The sequence below is a fragment of the Paenibacillus sp. FSL H8-0548 genome (assembly GCF_038630985.1).
Classification (GTDB): Bacteria; Bacillota; Bacilli; order Paenibacillales; family Paenibacillaceae; genus Pristimantibacillus.
Map to the genome: position 1 here is coordinate 1,696,068 of NZ_CP152049.1, position 15,772 is coordinate 1,711,839.

The 15,772-nt window shown below is 47.3% G+C and carries 14 protein-coding genes; 13 read left to right on the forward strand and 1 reads right to left on the reverse strand.

Features of this window, described 5'->3' with window-relative positions; translation table 11 throughout:
• Window positions 1-33 precede the first annotated feature (33 nt).
• The 5 genes from MHI37_RS07195 to MHI37_RS07215 all read left to right on the forward strand — a co-directional run bounded on the left by MHI37_RS07195 (window position 34) and on the right by MHI37_RS07215 (window position 7,391).
• Window positions 34-1,734, forward strand: coding sequence for an extracellular solute-binding protein (locus MHI37_RS07195; RefSeq protein WP_256709336.1), 1,701 nt, complete (start codon window positions 34-36; stop codon window positions 1,732-1,734).
• Between the two features lie 84 nt (window positions 1,735-1,818).
• Complete coding sequence (locus MHI37_RS07200; RefSeq protein ID WP_076334425.1) at window positions 1,819-3,585, forward strand: sensor histidine kinase; 1,767 nt, start codon at window positions 1,819-1,821, stop codon at window positions 3,583-3,585.
• On the forward strand, window positions 3,560-5,194 hold the full coding sequence (locus tag MHI37_RS07205) for a response regulator (RefSeq protein ID WP_076334424.1): 1,635 nt from the start codon (window positions 3,560-3,562) through the stop codon (window positions 5,192-5,194). Before MHI37_RS07200 ends, MHI37_RS07205 begins: the two co-directional genes overlap by 26 nt.
• 19 nt (window positions 5,195-5,213) lie before the next feature.
• Complete coding sequence (locus MHI37_RS07210; protein ID WP_076334423.1) at window positions 5,214-6,659, forward strand: family 43 glycosylhydrolase; 1,446 nt, start codon at window positions 5,214-5,216, stop codon at window positions 6,657-6,659.
• A gap of 210 nt (window positions 6,660-6,869) precedes the next feature.
• Complete coding sequence (locus MHI37_RS07215) at window positions 6,870-7,391, forward strand: DUF420 domain-containing protein (protein WP_076334422.1); 522 nt, start codon at window positions 6,870-6,872, stop codon at window positions 7,389-7,391.
• A gap of 66 nt (window positions 7,392-7,457) precedes the next feature.
• Here the strand turns inward: MHI37_RS07215 and MHI37_RS07220 are convergent, their stop codons facing one another.
• The gene (locus MHI37_RS07220) at window positions 7,458-8,363 is read right to left on the reverse strand and encodes an NAD(P)-dependent oxidoreductase (RefSeq protein WP_076334421.1); all 906 of its coding nucleotides are present in this window, start codon (window positions 8,361-8,363) and stop codon (window positions 7,458-7,460) included.
• 165 nt (window positions 8,364-8,528) lie between these two features.
• Here MHI37_RS07220 and MHI37_RS07225 point away from each other — a divergent pair, with 165 nt between their 5' ends.
• The 8 genes from MHI37_RS07225 (at window position 8,529) to MHI37_RS07260 (ending at window position 15,768) form a co-directional block, all read left to right on the forward strand.
• Window positions 8,529-9,878 (forward strand): glucose-6-phosphate isomerase, encoded by a 1,350-nt coding sequence (locus tag MHI37_RS07225; protein ID WP_076334420.1) that lies wholly within the window; start codon window positions 8,529-8,531, stop codon window positions 9,876-9,878.
• A gap of 36 nt (window positions 9,879-9,914) precedes the next feature.
• On the forward strand, window positions 9,915-10,547 hold the full coding sequence (locus tag MHI37_RS07230; protein WP_076334419.1) for a YigZ family protein: 633 nt from the start codon (window positions 9,915-9,917) through the stop codon (window positions 10,545-10,547).
• A 238-nt stretch (window positions 10,548-10,785) separates the two neighbouring features.
• Window positions 10,786-11,601 carry a sulfate ABC transporter permease subunit CysT gene (gene cysT, locus MHI37_RS07235; protein WP_256709329.1) on the forward strand — a complete coding sequence of 272 codons (816 nt, stop codon included), beginning with the start codon at window positions 10,786-10,788 and terminating at the stop codon, window positions 11,599-11,601.
• Window positions 11,601-12,398 (forward strand): sulfate ABC transporter permease subunit, encoded by a 798-nt coding sequence (locus MHI37_RS07240; RefSeq protein WP_076334583.1) that lies wholly within the window; start codon window positions 11,601-11,603, stop codon window positions 12,396-12,398. The genes cysT and MHI37_RS07240 overlap by 1 nt, the downstream gene beginning before the upstream one ends.
• 3 nt (window positions 12,399-12,401) lie before the next feature.
• Window positions 12,402-13,466 carry an ABC transporter ATP-binding protein gene (locus MHI37_RS07245; RefSeq protein ID WP_076334418.1) on the forward strand — a complete coding sequence of 355 codons (1,065 nt, stop codon included), beginning with the start codon at window positions 12,402-12,404 and terminating at the stop codon, window positions 13,464-13,466.
• A gap of 34 nt (window positions 13,467-13,500) precedes the next feature.
• Complete coding sequence (locus MHI37_RS07250; RefSeq protein WP_076334417.1) at window positions 13,501-14,571, forward strand: sulfate ABC transporter substrate-binding protein; 1,071 nt, start codon at window positions 13,501-13,503, stop codon at window positions 14,569-14,571.
• Window positions 14,572-14,743: 172 nt separating this feature from the next.
• Complete coding sequence (locus tag MHI37_RS07255; protein WP_076334416.1) at window positions 14,744-15,055, forward strand: DUF1806 family protein; 312 nt, start codon at window positions 14,744-14,746, stop codon at window positions 15,053-15,055.
• Window positions 15,052-15,768 carry a PIG-L family deacetylase gene (locus tag MHI37_RS07260; RefSeq protein WP_076334415.1) on the forward strand — a complete coding sequence of 239 codons (717 nt, stop codon included), beginning with the start codon at window positions 15,052-15,054 and terminating at the stop codon, window positions 15,766-15,768. The genes MHI37_RS07255 and MHI37_RS07260 overlap by 4 nt, the downstream gene beginning before the upstream one ends.
• Window positions 15,769-15,772 lie beyond the last annotated feature (4 nt).

Below are 15,772 nucleotides of genomic sequence, written 5' to 3' on the forward strand. Positions count from 1 at the left end.
CAAAATCATCATCATTTTAAGGGGGAACTTATTTTGAAAAAACGATTGGTTAAGCTAAGTGCACTAATGACTGCTCTCGTCCTTTGCGTGGGATTGCTAGGCGCTTGTGGAAGCAACAATGAAGGGAATACAGGTGGGGCTGCTGCCGACCCGGAAAAGCAGGCTGCTGTAAAAAACGTATTGGAGACAGGGAAATACAGCGAGCCGGTCCAAATGAATATCGTTCGTCAAATGACGAGTGACGTTAATTTTCGATCTGGAGAAGATATCAACAATAACCCGCATGTAGATTTCGTGAAAGATACGTTTAATATCGACCTGAACTATGTATGGACAGCTGACAGCAGCGCGATCGATACGAAAATTAGATTGCTGCTGTCTGCAAATGAGGAATTGCCTGATGTGATTCAATATCGCGGATCACAGGATGTTATTGATGCGCTGATCGACTCCGGTAAATTTGCTGAGGTTGGCGAGCTGTTTGAGCAGTATGCAAGCGACTCTTATAAGTCAGCTATGGCTGAGGACACTAGCGTGTGGAATCCATACGTCCGCGATGGTGGGAAATACGCGGTTCCTATACTTGATTACGCGAGCAATAACGATACTGTTTTGTGGATTAGAGATGACTGGATGACAAAATATAATTTGCAAGCACCAACAACCATTGAAGAGATGGAAAAAATGATGGATATTTTCGCGAATCAAGATCCTGACGGAAATGGTAAAAAAGATACGGTTGGACTTGCAGTAGGCTTGAAAAATGGCATGAACACTTGGGGGCTTGCAGACGCTGACTTCATCTTTGGTGCATATGGCGTAATGCCAGGTCAATGGAATGCAGATAGCGATGGAAACTTAGCCTATGGCTCCGTTCAGCCGGCAGTTAAGACTGTGCTCGGCAAGCTTAAGGAATGGATGGGAAAAGGATATATTCATAAAGAGGCAGGACTTCACGATGAAGGCAAAGCTGCTGAGTTGTTCTCGGCAGGCAAAGCGGGCATCGTAGCAGCGCCATATTGGGCTGGAGGCTGGCCGCTGCCAGCGGTTAAGGAGATCGATCCAAACGCTGATTACTCGGCATATCCGCTGCCTGCTGGACCGGACGGACAGATTGGCCGCAGCCAATCCGGCGTAAGCAATGGAGTTATTTTGATCAACAAAAATTATGAGCACCCGGAAGCGTTCTTCCTCTATGCCAACTATCTCTATAATAATCAAGCTAATCCGCAAGCGGGCAGTCCTCTTGAATATGGCTTTAAAGAGGGGTATGATTACTTGATTAAAGACGGACAGCCGACATGGGACCCAGAACAGTTCCCTACGGAAAATCCGATTATGAACATGGGGAAATATGCGGTGTTGTTTGATGGCGCTCGTATTCCATCACTTATGATGAAGACGCTTAGTGATTTGGACAGCGGCAAAGAGCCTGCAACTGCGTTTGAGAAAAAATCATCCATGGAAATGGATAAAAATATTCACGGCGGCGCTGTTAACTTCTCGCAAATTGAGTATGCAATGCCAAACCTTTACAACGGCTCTCCTACAAAAACCTATAAGAAGCGCTGGGATTTCCTTAACAAGAGCGAGCAGGAAACCTTTAGCAAAATTATTTACGGCAGCAGTCCAATCGAGGCGTTCGATACGTTCGTGACGGAGTGGAAATCGTCTGGCGGGGACACGATTACAGAAGAGATTAATGAATGGTATGATTCGGTACAAACCAATTAATTATTAACATTGGGATCAAGGCGGCACCCGTTCCTTTACTAGGGGAACGGGTGCTTTTCCTTGTTGGAGAGGGCGGCAAAGTAGATGGAGAAATCGAATATTTTCAAAAAGATATTAGCCATTATGGCTCTGCTGCTCATTCCGTTTGTAGCGCTGTATACCTATTCCAATCAAGTCAGCATTCGGGTCGTACAAGAGGAAATTGAGCAAAATAATCGCAACAATCTTTCTTTTCTGGTCCAGCAGATCGATGCCGAATTCAACAAGTTTATGACCTCGGTCATTAATTTGGGCATTGAACCAAGGGTGGAAACCTTTACGGTTATGGAGTCCGAGTCTGGCAATTATGATTCGTTCAAAATAAAGCTGGAGCTTCAGGAGGAGCTGGAGAGACGCGGAAAAACGGGCGGCTGGTCACATTCGTACTCGCTTTATGCTCCACTCTCGGATGTAGTCGTCAGCAGTCATAATTCTATTACATTCAAAAAGCTGTTTCGCGATGAGATCGTAAGCAATCCCGTTCAGCCTTTTATATGGAAATTTGATCCTATGGAAAACGATCGTGTTCCGGACTCATTCGTATTCCGCACCGTAGAACCGCTAACGGCTTATGATTATGCCAAAGAAGCGGATCTGATCGGCGAAATTCGTGTGGATGCCAAAAATATCGGAGAGATGCTTACTAGTTTTAAATCGGATAGTTCGGGCGACCCTTTCCTATTTCATCCGGATTATTCGCCTATTGTGTCGCGTACCGCGAATCTAAAACGAATTGGCGAGCTGATTCCTTCCTTTGTGACAAAGAGCGGAATGTCGAAAAATCAGGGAACGTTCATTACTTCACTTGAGGACGAACGGTATCTGGTCACTTACATCCAATCGGACACTATCGGCTGGTATCTAATTGAATATGTTCCGCTCGAAAGTATACTTAATCCGATAACGTCAGGCAGGAACTGGTTTTGGTTATCTATGAGCGTTATTGCCATTATTAGCGTGCTTGTTGCCTATCTTCTCTATAAAAATGTACAGGTTCCAATTCGAAAGCTCTACTTTGCTGCCAAGCGTCTGCGAATGGGCGATTATACGGCTCGCGTTGACAGCGACAAACAGGATGAATTCAGTTATTTGTTCGATCAATTCAATCTTATGAGCGAGCAGATTCAAAATCTGATCGATCGCGTGTATGAAGAAAAGCTGCGTTCCAGAGAAGCCACGTTAAAGCAGCTTCAGTCGCAAATTAATCCGCATTTTCTGTACAATTGCTTGTTTTTTATGAAAAATATGACCCGGATCGGGGAGCATGAAGCTGTCATGGAAATGGCGGTGAAGCTCGGTGAATACTATCGCTATACCACACATGTAGACCAGCAAAATACGACGCTTAAAGAAGAAATTAAGCTGATCTATAATTACTTGTCTATTCAGAATATGCGCATGAATCGAATTCAATTTGAAATTGATATTCCCGCTGCGATGGAGGATTTGACGTTGCCAAGGCTGATTCTTCAGCCAATCGTTGAAAATGCAATCATTCATGGTATTGAGCAGAAGGAAGAAGCAGGCATAATTAAAATTAAAGGTGTTGCTTTGCCAGACAGCTTTATGATCGTGTTCGATGATGATGGTGTCGGAATGAGCGAGCAGGAGCTGGGTGAGCTGAGAGAATCGATAAACACACCAGGCGAGGCGGAAGGAAGCTGCGGAATGCGAAATGTTCATCAGCGGCTTATCCATAAGTATGAGGGGCGTTCGGGACTTGAGCTTGAGCATTCTCCTGCTGGAGGCTTGAGAGTCATTGTTCGGTGGGAAGAAGAGGTGGAGCATGTACGAAGTATTGATCGTGGATGACGAAAGATCGGTTGTTGAAGGTGTTGCAGCCACGCTGCCATGTGATGAATTGAAAATAAGCACGATCCATAAAGCATTCTCCGTTACAGATGCGCTAAGCATTATGAGACGAAGCTCTATTGATCTAATTATTACTGACATTCGAATGCCCGGTATTTCTGGTCTGGAGCTGATGGATAAGGTGCACGAAACCTCGCCATCCACGCAGTGTATTTTGCTAACGGGATATGCGGAGTTTGAATATGCCAAGCGTGCGATTATTGGCGGAGCATCTGACTATCTGCTGAAGCCGGTAAATGATGATGATTTGATTCGAGCAGTTGATAAGGCGCTGGGAACGGTACGGAGGGAGTGGGAGGCGCTCATTTCTCGAGACCACACGTTGAAAACGATGCGAGACAATTTGCCGCTGCTGCGCAGGGATTTGCTCCTTGAGCTGCTGCAGGGGCATGCGCTACCCAGAGCTGCTTTGGATGAGAGGCTTTCATCGCTCATGATTCCGCTCTCGCAAGGAGATTCTGTCGCATTGCTGCTGATCAGGATGGAGGAGCCCTTCGTTCATTATAATTATAAGGATCGTACACTGCTTGAATATGCGGTTAGCAACGTTGCTGAAGAGGTGCTGCGTGATCACTGCCAGGTATGGCTCTGCAAGGAAACACATGGTTATTTGGCATTTGTAGTAAAGCGAAGCGTTAAAGAGCAGCCGCGGGGCGTACCGAAATCCTCTGCGAGAGAACAGCTTGAGCGTCTGGGAGAGTTGATTCAAAGACAGGTTCAAACTTATTTGAAAGGTGCTGTGTCCGTTGTAATCGGCGAGGAAGGACCTTTCCCTGAGCATTTGGCATTGACCTACAGCAGCGCGCTCACTGCATTCCGCAAGCATATTAGCAGCGGCAAGGGATATTTGGTTTCCCTTGGCGAGCATCAAGAACGAGCATCGGTGCAAACACTTAGGCAGCTCTATGAGCCTCCGACGGTTCAGGACCTATTGGAGGCGGGACGTTGGGATGCCTTCGAGGCAAAGCTTTCGCTTATCTTTAAGGAGCTTGAACAGGACTTTAGCGATTCGGCCGAGCATGCCTTTGAGACCTTCTGTGCCGTGACCGGCGCCTTAGCCTTCATAGCTCATAAAAGCGGTTATGGCTTGTTTGATTTCCTGCCGCCCAGCGAGCGTGCTTCCTTGACCTTTGAATCGTTCGAAACGTTCGGACAGCTTAAGGAAGGATTATTCCGATTGTCTGCTCTTATGCGCACATCGCTGGAGCGAGAGGCGGCGGACGGTCATTCCAAGCTGATCTACAAGGTTCACAGGTTTATCGAGGAGCATTTGGATAAACCGATTTCTCTTCAGATGATCGGAGAATATGTCCATCTTCATCCTGTTTATGTATCGCAAATGTATAAATCGGTTACAGGGGAAAGTCTAACAGACTATATGCTTCGCATACGTATGGAGAAATCTGCTTATTTATTGAAGACAACCAATTTAAAAATATACGAAATCGGAAACAAATTCAGCTATCAGAATGCACCTTATTTTATTAAGCAGTTCAAGAAGGTATACGGAAAGACGCCGCAAGAATTCAGGGATGAACATTCTGTTTAATCATGGGAGGATGGAGAATATGGAAAACATAGCAAGGCTCTACAACGGACAAGCTTGGAAGGATACGGATGGTCATACGATAAGAGCACATGGCGGGTGGATGCTCCAGCAGGACGGCTATTATTATTGGTTCGGAGAGGATCGTACGGATGGTAAAAAGGTATCCTGCTATCGCTCCAGCGATTTAAGCTGCTGGGAGAATAGAGGAGCAGTACTGACGCTGAAATCCAAGGTTCGGCCTACGTATTACCGGACCTCGCTGGAGATGTATTCTCCAGATCAAGAAGATATTGGATACGGACAAGGTGCCGTCATCGAGCGTCCGAAGGTGCTTCGCAACGAGCGCACTGGCAAATATGTCATGTGGATGCACTGGGAAAATGGCCGGGATTATCATGATGCCCGTTGTGCCGTTGCAACATGTGATACGATCGATGGCGACTATGTTTATCATGGCAGCTTTAATCCAATCGGCTATATGTCAAGGGATTGCACCGTATTTCAGGACGATGACGGCAGCGCCTACTTTATCTCAGCTGCTAGAGATAACGCAGATCTTCTCGTATACAGACTGTCGGATGATTATTTGAGCATTGATGAGCATGTGAAGACGCTATGGCCGGGTCAATATCGCGAGGCACCTGCAGTGATGAAACGAAACGGTGTATATTTCCTCATTACTTCCGCTTGCACCGGCTGGCTGCCGAATCAGGGAACCTATGCTTATGCTGACAGCCTAACCGGCAAATGGTCGCAGCTATTGCCGTTTGGCGATTCGACAACCTATGATTCGCAGCCGGCATTCATTATGCCGCTTCAGGTCCAGGGTAAGACAGAATATTTGTATGTAGGGGATCGCTGGGACCCGTCAAGCTATCATGACTCCACTTACGTGTTTTTACCGCTTAGCTTTCCTATGGATAAGGAAATGAAGGTGGACTGGGCTGACCATTTTACGTTAAATCACTTTACGGATTCGATTGAGAATACGCTGCATAGCGGCATGCATCGCATCAAAAGCTGCGGCGCAGAACGTTATTTGGCAGTACAGCAGACAGCAGGTGAAGAAGCTGCCGTCAACGGCAAGATGCTGTCTTATTTGGCAGAAGAGCAAAAATGGATCGTGGAGCAGGCTGAGGATGACGGATATGTTCTCTTCAAAAACGTATTTGACGGTCGATACCTAGCTGCATCGTTATCTTCTGATGAGCTGCCTGAGGGTGATGGGAAAGTATTATTGGTGCAAAAGGGAGCGCACGGCTGCTGCTGCGAATGGGCGCTTAAGGATGCCGATGACGAGGGGAAAATCCTTATTCGAAATCGCATGTCTGGAAAAGTGCTGAGTACCCGAAATAGGACTGGAGAATCACTAGCGCACCCTTCTGTCCATGTAGAAGAGGCGGTGGAGCATGATCCGCGAAAGGGACGTGATCCGCAGCTCTTTGAGATATTAGCCGTTTATTGATTTGCAAGAATTGAGAAGCCGTCGCAGATTAGCTCTTATGGAGCTGCAGCTGCGACGGATTTTGCATGCAGACAAACGGTACAAAAGTCGATTTTTCGTGACATCTGCGACTCAAATCAAATTGATTTAAACTAGCCAAATCGGATAAAGTTAATAAAGAAGGAAGTGTCCACGGTTTAAGCCTTGGCGCGTGTATAGGAGGTTAGGCTCTTGAAGGAAAAAAATGTAGGACCCTTTATTGCGATTTTATCATTTGTCTTGGTAGCGATTATAACTGTGCTGTTCTTCCTGCCAGCATATGACGGTGAGATCGGATTTGATGTTACGATATTGCCGCTGCTGAATGCGATTTTTAATTGCTTCACCTTTATAGCGCTCGTTGTTGCGTTAGTTTCGATTTTGAAGAAAAATGTTCGTCTTCATCGGATGTTCATCGGAGCTGCTTTTACTTCTACAACGCTGTTTCTGATCTCGTATGTTTCCTATCATTATTTGACGGAATCAACGAAATACGGCGGCGAGGGCGCACTCCGCTCCATCTACTTTTTCGTTCTGCTCACCCATATTGTGCTCGCCATTGTAGTGGTGCCGCTCGCTTTGCTCTCCGTTGTACGCGGTCTGCAAATGAAGCTGGACAAGCATCGCAAAATCGCAAGATGGACGATGCCGATTTGGCTTTATGTCAGCTTTACAGGCGTTGTTGTATACTTGATGATTTCTCCGTATTATTGAAAAAAAAAGCTGTCTCTCGGTAGATAAAATCTACTTTTGAGACAGCTTTTTTTCACGGCTATGTGGTTAGTCACTTTGCTTCGGAGCGCCGCTGAGCTTGCGTCCGATCCATTGCTCATAGGCTTGTCCAACACTGGACATATCGAGCGCGCCTAGTCCCATGGCATCCCCTACCTGAAACAGTGTCTTAGAAGCCTCAAGAAGCGGCGTAGGGACATTCAGGCTGTCGGATAGAACAGAGGATAGTCTTAGGTCCTTCAGCATAAGCTCAAGCGAGAATTGCACGTCATAGTTGCCTTCAAGCAGCTTAGGTCCTTTCATCTCAGCTGCCTTGCTGGCTGCGCCGCCGGATTGAACAAGCTCGACAAACGAGGCGCCGTCGATGCCGCCGCTAGCTGCAATGGCCATTCCCTCAGCAAGGGCAACAACATTGATGCCAACAATTGTGTTATGCGCAAGCTTAGCTATTGAGCCGCTTCCATTCGCACCCATCGGTATGACCTTGCGGCCCATAGCAAGCAACACATCTTCAACCTTGCTGATCTGCTCGGCAAGCCCGCCGACCATAAACACAAGCGTACCGCCTTCAGCGGCTGGCTTGCTGCCGGTTACGGGGGCATCAAGGAATGCGGCGCCTAGGGCCTCAGCTTCTGCTGCAAGCTCACGAGCGAGCGCTGGCGATATCGTGCTGCTGTCAATTAGGGTGCTGCCGCTGCGTACACCTGCGAAAATACCATTCTCGCCCCAATATACTTCGCGAATAGCAGCATCGTTGCTGATCATCGTAATGACAATATCTGCCGTACTGGCAACAGCTGCCGGTGAATCAAGCACAGCGGCTCCAAGCTGGGTAAGTGTGTCTGCTCTGCCAGGTGTACGGTTATATACACTAACCTCGAAGCCTTTGCGCAGCAGATTGCTTGCCATAGCAAGACCCATAACGCCTAACCCGATAAAACCGATTTTTTTCATATAGATTTCCTCCGTTTATCATTGTGTTTTACTTGATTATACAGATTCTTCATCAATAATTCATTGTTTGTCGCTTGTTTTTGTAAGGTAAATCCGATATTGTAGATGCTAAGTTGATAAGTTGATAACCATAATCAAGGCTACTTTTAGGAGGTTAATATTTACATGAGCAAAACAGTACAGTTCGATTACAGCAAAGCGCTGTCGTTTGTCGGCCAGCACGAAATTGATTATTTGACGGAATCCGTTCGTCTAGCGCATGAACAATTACATAACGGTACGGGCACGGGTTCAGATTACCTTGGCTGGATCGATCTGCCGACCAACTACGATAAAGAAGAGTTTGCCCGCATTCAGAAGGCCGCAGACAAGATTAAATCGGACTCCGAGGTGCTGATTGTTATCGGTATTGGCGGTTCGTATCTAGGTGCTCGCGCAGCTATTGAAGCGTTGTCGCATTCTTTTTATAATATTTTGCCGAAAGAGCAGCGCAAAACGCCTCAAGTATTGTTCGCAGGCAACAACATCAGCTCCACTTATGTGACTCACCTGCTGCAATTGGTTGAAGGCCGCGACTGGTCGATCAATGTGATCTCCAAATCAGGCACAACGACAGAGCCGGCAATCGCATTCCGCGTATTCCGCGCAGCGCTTGAGAAGCAATACGGCAAGGAAGAAGCACGCAAACGTATCTATGCAACAACAGATACTGAGAAGGGCGCTCTTAAGAAGCTTTCTTCTGAGGAAGGCTACGAATCGTTTATTATTCCTGACGATGTAGGCGGACGCTACTCCGTGCTTACAGCGGTAGGCTTGCTGCCAATCGCAGCTGCTGGAATCAATATCGAAGAAATTATGCAGGGCGCTGCCGATGCATCCAAAGAGTACAGCAATCCTAATCTTGCTGAGAACGAAGCGTACCAATACGCTGCAGCCCGCAACGCGCTGTATCGCAAAGGCAAAGTGACTGAAATTCTTGTGAACTACGAGCCATCGCTGCACTTTGTATCAGAATGGTGGAAACAGCTTTTTGGCGAAAGCGAAGGCAAGGACTACAAAGGTATTTTCCCGGCAGCAGTAGATTTCTCGACTGATTTGCACTCCATGGGCCAATTTATCCAAGAGGGCAACCGGAACATTTTTGAAACGGTCATTCAAGTAAGAGAAGTATCTGAGCATATCTCCATTGAGCATGACGCGGCTGATCTTGACGGCCTGAACTTCCTGACAGGCAAAACGATGGACTTCGTGAATAAGAAAGCTTTCGAAGGAACGCTTCTTGCGCATACGGACGGACAAGTTCCTAACTTTATCGTAAACATTGCCGACATGACGCCATACACGTTCGGATACCTGGTTTATTTCTTCGAGAAAGCATGCGGAATCAGCGGTTACCTGTCTGGCGTTAATCCGTTTGACCAACCAGGCGTTGAAGCATACAAGAAAAATATGTTCGCATTGCTCGGCAAGCCAGGCTTCGAGAAAGAAAAAGCTGAGCTTGAAGCAAGGCTGTAATTAACCGGCATTATCGGTATACGGGAGTTTTAGCCTATGCTTGAGAGATATAGAACGGTCAGGCAGCAGGCAAGCGCTGAGATCGTTATTAAGAAATCACGCTTCATCGGTTATGCGAAGCCCGTGGAATCGGAAGAGGAAGCCGTCGCTTTCATAAATGAGATCAAGCAGCTGCATAAGCAGGCGACGCACAATTGCTCTGCTTATATGATAGGCGAGCGCGACCAGTTCCAGAAGGCATCCGATGACGGAGAGCCAAGCGGAACGGCGGGCAAGCCCATTCTTGAGGTCATTAAGCATAAGGGACTCAAAAATGTCGCCGTCGTTGTGACGCGGTATTTTGGAGGCATAATGCTGGGAGCAGGCGGACTCGTACGAGCTTACACGGACGGCGCGGTAGCTGGCATTGAAGCGGCTGATGAAATCGTTAAGGTATTGCATCGCGAAGTCATTGTTGATGTGGATTACACGTGGTATGGCAAGCTGGAAAATGTGCTGCATGGCAAAGGAACACGAGTGGGCGCTGTGGATTTCACAGATCGCGTTATCGTGCGCTGCCTGCCGGAAGCACCTGAAGCAGAAGCCTTCATCGCGTGGATAACAGATCTCACACAAGGACAAGCTATCATTACAGAGGGCGAAAATGTTTATCATATTGAAGGTGAATGAGAAGAGAGAGTGCTTGGCGCATGCCAGGTGCTCTCTTTTTTTGTTTTGGACATACTCTAAATATGCAAGCTATATAAGAAATTGCTATGAAAGCGATTAGAATTTGTAAATTTATGATTGACTTAATCCCAGTTTGGATGCTACATTATTAATATCCCAGTAACTTAATGGGAATTATAATTATTAATTGCTTTGTTACACCTACGGCACGAGCCGATGGTCTGGAGGTCAAGTCACAGTGAATGCTTTGTTTCGTGGAAAAGGGTGGAGCTTCGGCTTTCGGAGCACCATTATGCTTTATTTTATCATCCTAATCGTTCTACCTATCGTCGGCATTTATACGCAATCCTTCTCGCTTGGATGGGCCCCTTTCTGGGAAAGTGTTTCTGATCCTTTAGCTTGGAAAGCTGTGCTGCTTACGGTGAGATTGGCAATTGTTGCAACAGTGCTCAATATGTTTCTTGGCACGATGATCGGCTGGGTGCTTATTCGCTATCGTTTCCCAGGACGACGGTTTCTCAACAGTCTAGTGGATCTGCCATTCGCATTGCCTACAGCAGTAGGCGGGCTAATGATTTTACTGCTGCTTGGACCTAATAGCTTTGTCGGGGGACTAGCACAGAAGTTTGGAATCGAAATTGTATTTCATGAACCGGCAATTGTCATTGCGATGCTGTTCGTTACGTTTCCCTTTGTCATTCGTGCAATTCAGCCGCTGCTGGAGGAAATGGACAAATCAGAGGAAGAAGCTGCTTATACGTTAGGCGCCACACGCGCAAAGACGTTTTTCAGCGTTATATTTCCAACGATGCTGCCGGGTATCCTAAGCGGCGCAATGCTGGCCTTCTCGCGAGGGATTGCAGAGTTTGGCGCTGTCGTACTCGTTGCAGGCAATATCCCAGGCAAAACCTTAATCGCATCTGTTTATATTTTTGGAGAAATTGAAAGCAGTAATCCGCAGGGCGCGGCGGCTGTATCGGTCATGCTGCTCACGCTATCCTTCCTCATTCTATGGACGGTCAACCTCATTCAAGGCAGGAGGGGCGGTCAATGATGAGAAGACTATGGATTACATTAACTTATATTGTTTTTGGAGTATTGCTTATTGTACCGCTAATAAAAATATTCACTGGCTCATGGGCGGACGGCTGGAGCGGCTTTATAGAAGGGATCACGAGGCCGCAGTCGCTGCACGCTCTAATGATGACAGGAATAATCGTTGTTGTCGTTACGGCCTTGAATACGGTGTTTGGCATTATGCTGGCGATGTATCTTGTGCGTGCGGAATGGATCGGGAAGCGATTGAAAAGGCTGCTTAACAGCTTGGTTGATTTGCCTTTCGCAGTATCACCGGTTATTGGCGGCTTGATGATTGTTCTTATTTTGGGGCCAAATACGATTATCGGCGCGTTGTTCGAGGACGCTGGCTTCAAAATCGTATACGCATTGCCCGGAATGATACTAGCGACGCTGTTCGTAACATTCCCGCTGATGGTGCGCGAGGTCATGCCGGTGCTTCAGGAGATTGGCGCACAGCAGGAGGAAGCGGCATCTACACTAGGCGCATACTCTTGGTATACCTTCTGGAAGGTGACTTGGCCTTCCATTCGCTGGGGCGTCATCTATGGGGTTGTATTGACGGTCGCTCGCTCGCTTGGTGAATTTGGCGCAGTGCTCGTCGTGTCAGGGAATATTATGAACAAAACACAAACGGCGACAACACTCGTTTATCAGGATGTAGAAAACTTTAACGTTGTTGCAGCTAACGGCGTTGCCCTTGTTCTAGCGGCATTTTCCGTCGGATTGCTGCTGCTGATGGAATGGGCGAAAAAACGGAAGGAAGTGCATTAAGCCATGCATATTGAGGTACGGAACCTAGATAAAAATTTTGGCGATTTTCATGCGGTGAAGGATGTTAGCTTTGAAATCGAAAAAGGTCATCTGATCGGCTTGCTCGGCCCGAGCGGCGGCGGTAAAACGTCCATACTTCGTATGCTAGCGGGGCTTGAATCACCCTCCTCAGGCGATATTATTTTCCATGGAAAACGCGTGAACGATCTGCCGCCGCAGGAGCGCGGAATTGGCTTCGTCTTTCAAAACTATGCTTTGTTCAAGCATATGACCGTATATGATAACATTGCTTTCGGCTTAAAGGTGAAGAAGCAATCGAAGGAGCAAATACGCGAGCGCGTGATGTATCTGGTTGAGCTGACGGGTCTTAAGGGCTTTGAGCATCGTTATGCGCATCAGCTCTCAGGGGGACAACGTCAGCGTGTCGCTTTCGCGAGAGCCTTGGCTCCTGAGCCGCAGCTGCTGCTTCTCGATGAGCCGTTCGCTGCGATTGATGCGAAGATTCGAACGGAGCTTCGGACATGGCTGAAGGAAATGATTGAGCGTGTCGGCATTACAACGATTTTCGTTACGCACGATCAAGAGGAAGCGATTGAAGTAGCAGATGAAATTATGATTATCAGCAAGGGCAAGCTAGAGCAAAAGGGCAGCCCGTGGGATATTTATAAAAGCCCAGCAACGCCGTTTGTCGCCGGCTTCATCGGTGAATCCACCATCGTGGACAATATTTCGCAGCTTAAGGGCTTCGAGGATGCAGCGGTCCAGCCAGGTACGAAAGCACTTATTCGTCCGGAATATATTGAAATCGGCAAGCCGGGAGAAATTAAGCTAGCCTCTGCGACATTGCCTGGAAAAGTGAAGCAATTGCATTTCCGCGGCAGTGAATGGATGGTTGAGCTGCTCGTTGGCGATACGAAGCTAATTACGTACCGTTCGCTTGAGAAGGAAGTGCTGCATCCGGGTGATCAAGTAAGCGTGCTCGTTCATCGTGCCTATTTGTTCAATGATAACGACAGCTGGATTGCGGAAAATAAACTAAAAGTCGATCCTATGCCTATTCATATTTAACCAATAAGCTACGTAGAAAGAGTTGTATGCGAACATGAAAATCAATCGAGCAACAAGTCAGCGCAGCCTCTCACTGCTGCTTGCTGTAGTTATGCTGCTAATAGCGGCAGGCTGTGGCAAGGCTGAGCAGCAAGGCGGCAATGCAGCTGGGTCTACCGTTCAAGACGGCGATGTAACACTTGTCATCGGTGCGTATTCGGTAGTAAAGGATGCTTTTGCAGATCTGCTGCCTGCATTCCAAACGTATTGGCTGCAGGAGACGGGGCAGAAGGTAACCTTCCAAGAATCCTATGAGGCTTCGGGAACGCAGGCGCGTGCCATTTCCGGCGGCTTCGAGGCCGATGTTGCCATTCTTGCTATGGAAGGCGATTTGGACAAAATAGCCGATGCCGGCTTCATTACGCATGATTGGAAAGCTCAAAGCAATGGCGGGATGATTACGAACTCAATCGTCGTGCTCGGCACTCGCAAAGGCAATCCGCTAGATATTAAGGATTGGGATGACCTGACGCGGAAGGGCGTGAAGGTGCTTTATCCGAATCCGAAGACATCTGGTGGAGCGCAGTGGGATATCAATGCTATTTATGGGGCTGGGCTGAAGCTGGCGGAGGACAAGAACGGAACGAAGGACTCGGACTATGCCAAAAACTTCTTAAAGGCGGTTCATGCTAACGTGGAGTCGCTCGACAAGAGCGGGCGCGCATCGATGGCTGCGTTCGAATACGGTGTAGGCGATGTGATCGTTACGTATGAGAATGAGCTGCTCGCTCGTATTAAGAAAGGCGTCGATTATGATATCGTCATTCCGAGGAGTACGATTCTTATCGAGAATCCAGCTGCAATCGTCGACAAAAATGCAGATAAGCACGGTACCCGCAAGGTAGCCGAGGCATTCATTGCCTTCCTGCATAACGAAGAATCACAGCGTCTCTTCGTTGAGCATGGTTTCCGTGCTGTGGACGAGAAGGTTGCTGCTGATACGAAGGATCGTTATACCGTACCTGAGGAGCTGTTCGACATTACGTATTTAGGCGGATGGGCTGAGGTTAGGAAAAATCTCTATTCAAAGCGGGGCATTTGGTATCAGGTGCTGGCTGATATTTAGAATTGCAGTAAAGCTTTCATAAGCTAGTTGAAGCCTATGCTTCATGTATCTCGTGTTTGAAGCGAGAGGCATGGAGCATAGGCTTTTTTTTGCTAAATAAGCCCAAGCGGGATTCGCACATGTTAAAATGTAAATGCTCCTATCAATTTTAGAGAATGGGGATGAAGTGGCGATGAATAAAATTAGCCAGCATGAGCTGAATGCAGCGCTTCAATCATTTATAACAGAAGAGGTTTACATTCATAGCGAAGCCACCTCTTTTATTTTTGTGCGTAATTTTAAAATTAATCTTAAGGAAGCTTTTGTCGCTGGCGAGGGCCCGTTCCGGGTCGCTCTTCGTTTTGATGGGCAAGGCTGGCTGCGTATAGAGGCTCTTACCCATTATGAAATAACGAAGAATGGGCAGCTTCTATTAGCTGGTTATGATGATATTGGAAGAATGAACGTAGCACTGCATCTAGGGAAGGAGCCATTTCCGGAATGATTCCAAAGCTGAAGAATAAAAAACGTAAACTATTGGCTGTATTTGCACATCCTGATGATGAATCGTTTATTTGCGGCGGAACGCTGGCGAAGTATGCAAGCATGGGGGTGGAGATTACGCTCGTAAGTGCTACTAGAGGCGACATGGGGCGTAGAATGGGCAATCCTCCTTATGTAAATCGAGAGACGATGCCAGCCATCCGTGAAAAAGAGCTGAACAAAGCTTGTGAAGCACTAGGCATTGAGAAATTAATTTTTTTCGATATTCGTGACAAAATGGTTGAATTTTACGATCAGGAACGTTTAATTGAGAAAATTTCTGAACTCATGGAAGAAATTAAGCCCGATGTCGTTCTCACCTTCCATGAAATATTTGGCGGTCATCCTGATCACTGTGCCATTGGAAAAGCGACCACTGCTGCCTGCCAGCGTACTGGCCGGCAGGGATCGCTTTATTTCATCAGCTTCGGCGACGCGATGGAAGCTCCTGAGCGATTTGGTTATACAAAGAAGGATGTCGTCAAAGTTGATATTCGGCATCATTTGGCAGCCAAGCTTGCAGCATTCCGGGCGCATCGCTGTCAGACTGAAATGGATAAGTGGGTTTGGGAATCAGATCATAAAGCGCTAGGCAAGTTCGGTCGCTTTGAGTATTTTCTAGCTGCGCAAGTCGCTCCACAGCAGGCGATGGATGATTTATTCCAACCGATTTAGATCG

What these genes read in the sequence shown, in the direction of transcription:
- MHI37_RS07240 (WP_076334583.1), top strand. Translation starts at nt 11,601, where the DNA reads ATGAGAAGACTATGGATTACATTAACTTATATTGTTTTTGGAGTATTG.
- MHI37_RS07250 (WP_076334417.1), top strand. Translation starts at nt 13,501, where the DNA reads ATGAAAATCAATCGAGCAACAAGTCAGCGCAGCCTCTCACTGCTGCTT.
- MHI37_RS07210 (WP_076334423.1), top strand. Translation starts at nt 5,214, where the DNA reads ATGGAAAACATAGCAAGGCTCTACAACGGACAAGCTTGGAAGGATACG.
- MHI37_RS07260 (WP_076334415.1), top strand. Translation starts at nt 15,052, where the DNA reads ATGATTCCAAAGCTGAAGAATAAAAAACGTAAACTATTGGCTGTATTT.
- MHI37_RS07255 (WP_076334416.1), top strand. Translation starts at nt 14,744, where the DNA reads ATGAATAAAATTAGCCAGCATGAGCTGAATGCAGCGCTTCAATCATTT.
- MHI37_RS07225 (WP_076334420.1), top strand. Translation starts at nt 8,529, where the DNA reads ATGAGCAAAACAGTACAGTTCGATTACAGCAAAGCGCTGTCGTTTGTC.
- MHI37_RS07205 (WP_076334424.1), top strand. Translation starts at nt 3,560, where the DNA reads ATGTACGAAGTATTGATCGTGGATGACGAAAGATCGGTTGTTGAAGGT.
- MHI37_RS07245 (WP_076334418.1), top strand. Translation starts at nt 12,402, where the DNA reads ATGCATATTGAGGTACGGAACCTAGATAAAAATTTTGGCGATTTTCAT.
- MHI37_RS07220 (WP_076334421.1), bottom strand. Translation starts at nt 8,363, where the DNA reads ATGAAAAAAATCGGTTTTATCGGGTTAGGCGTTATGGGTCTTGCTATG.
- MHI37_RS07200 (WP_076334425.1), top strand. Translation starts at nt 1,819, where the DNA reads ATGGAGAAATCGAATATTTTCAAAAAGATATTAGCCATTATGGCTCTG.
- MHI37_RS07230 (WP_076334419.1), top strand. Translation starts at nt 9,915, where the DNA reads ATGCTTGAGAGATATAGAACGGTCAGGCAGCAGGCAAGCGCTGAGATC.